The 236-nt window shown below is 61.0% G+C and carries 1 protein-coding gene; it reads left to right on the top strand.

The features are described 5' to 3' along the window. Positions 1–236: RHS domain-containing protein (locus KVH01_RS29620; RefSeq protein ID WP_217883820.1), on the top strand; the 236-nt coding region annotated here is incomplete at both ends.

Genomic DNA, 236 nt, shown 5'->3' with positions numbered 1-236 from the left:
TGTCACCGCAGCTACATCTACGAACCGAACAGCTTCCGCCCACTGGCACTGCTGGAAGGCTTCGGCCCACAAGCCACAACGCCCTACCACTACCAACTCGACCACCTCGGCACCCCACAAGAACTCACCGACACCGCAGGCGAAATCGTCTGGTCCGCCCACTACCGCGCCTACGGCCAGATCGCCCGACTCGACGTAGGCAAGATCGACAATCCACTGCGTTTTCAGGGGCAGTA

Source organism: Pseudomonas khavaziana (assembly GCF_019145205.1).
In the GTDB taxonomy this organism is placed as follows: domain Bacteria; phylum Pseudomonadota; class Gammaproteobacteria; order Pseudomonadales; family Pseudomonadaceae; genus Aquipseudomonas; species Aquipseudomonas khavaziana.
This window is presented reverse-complemented; position numbering and strand designations above follow the sequence as displayed.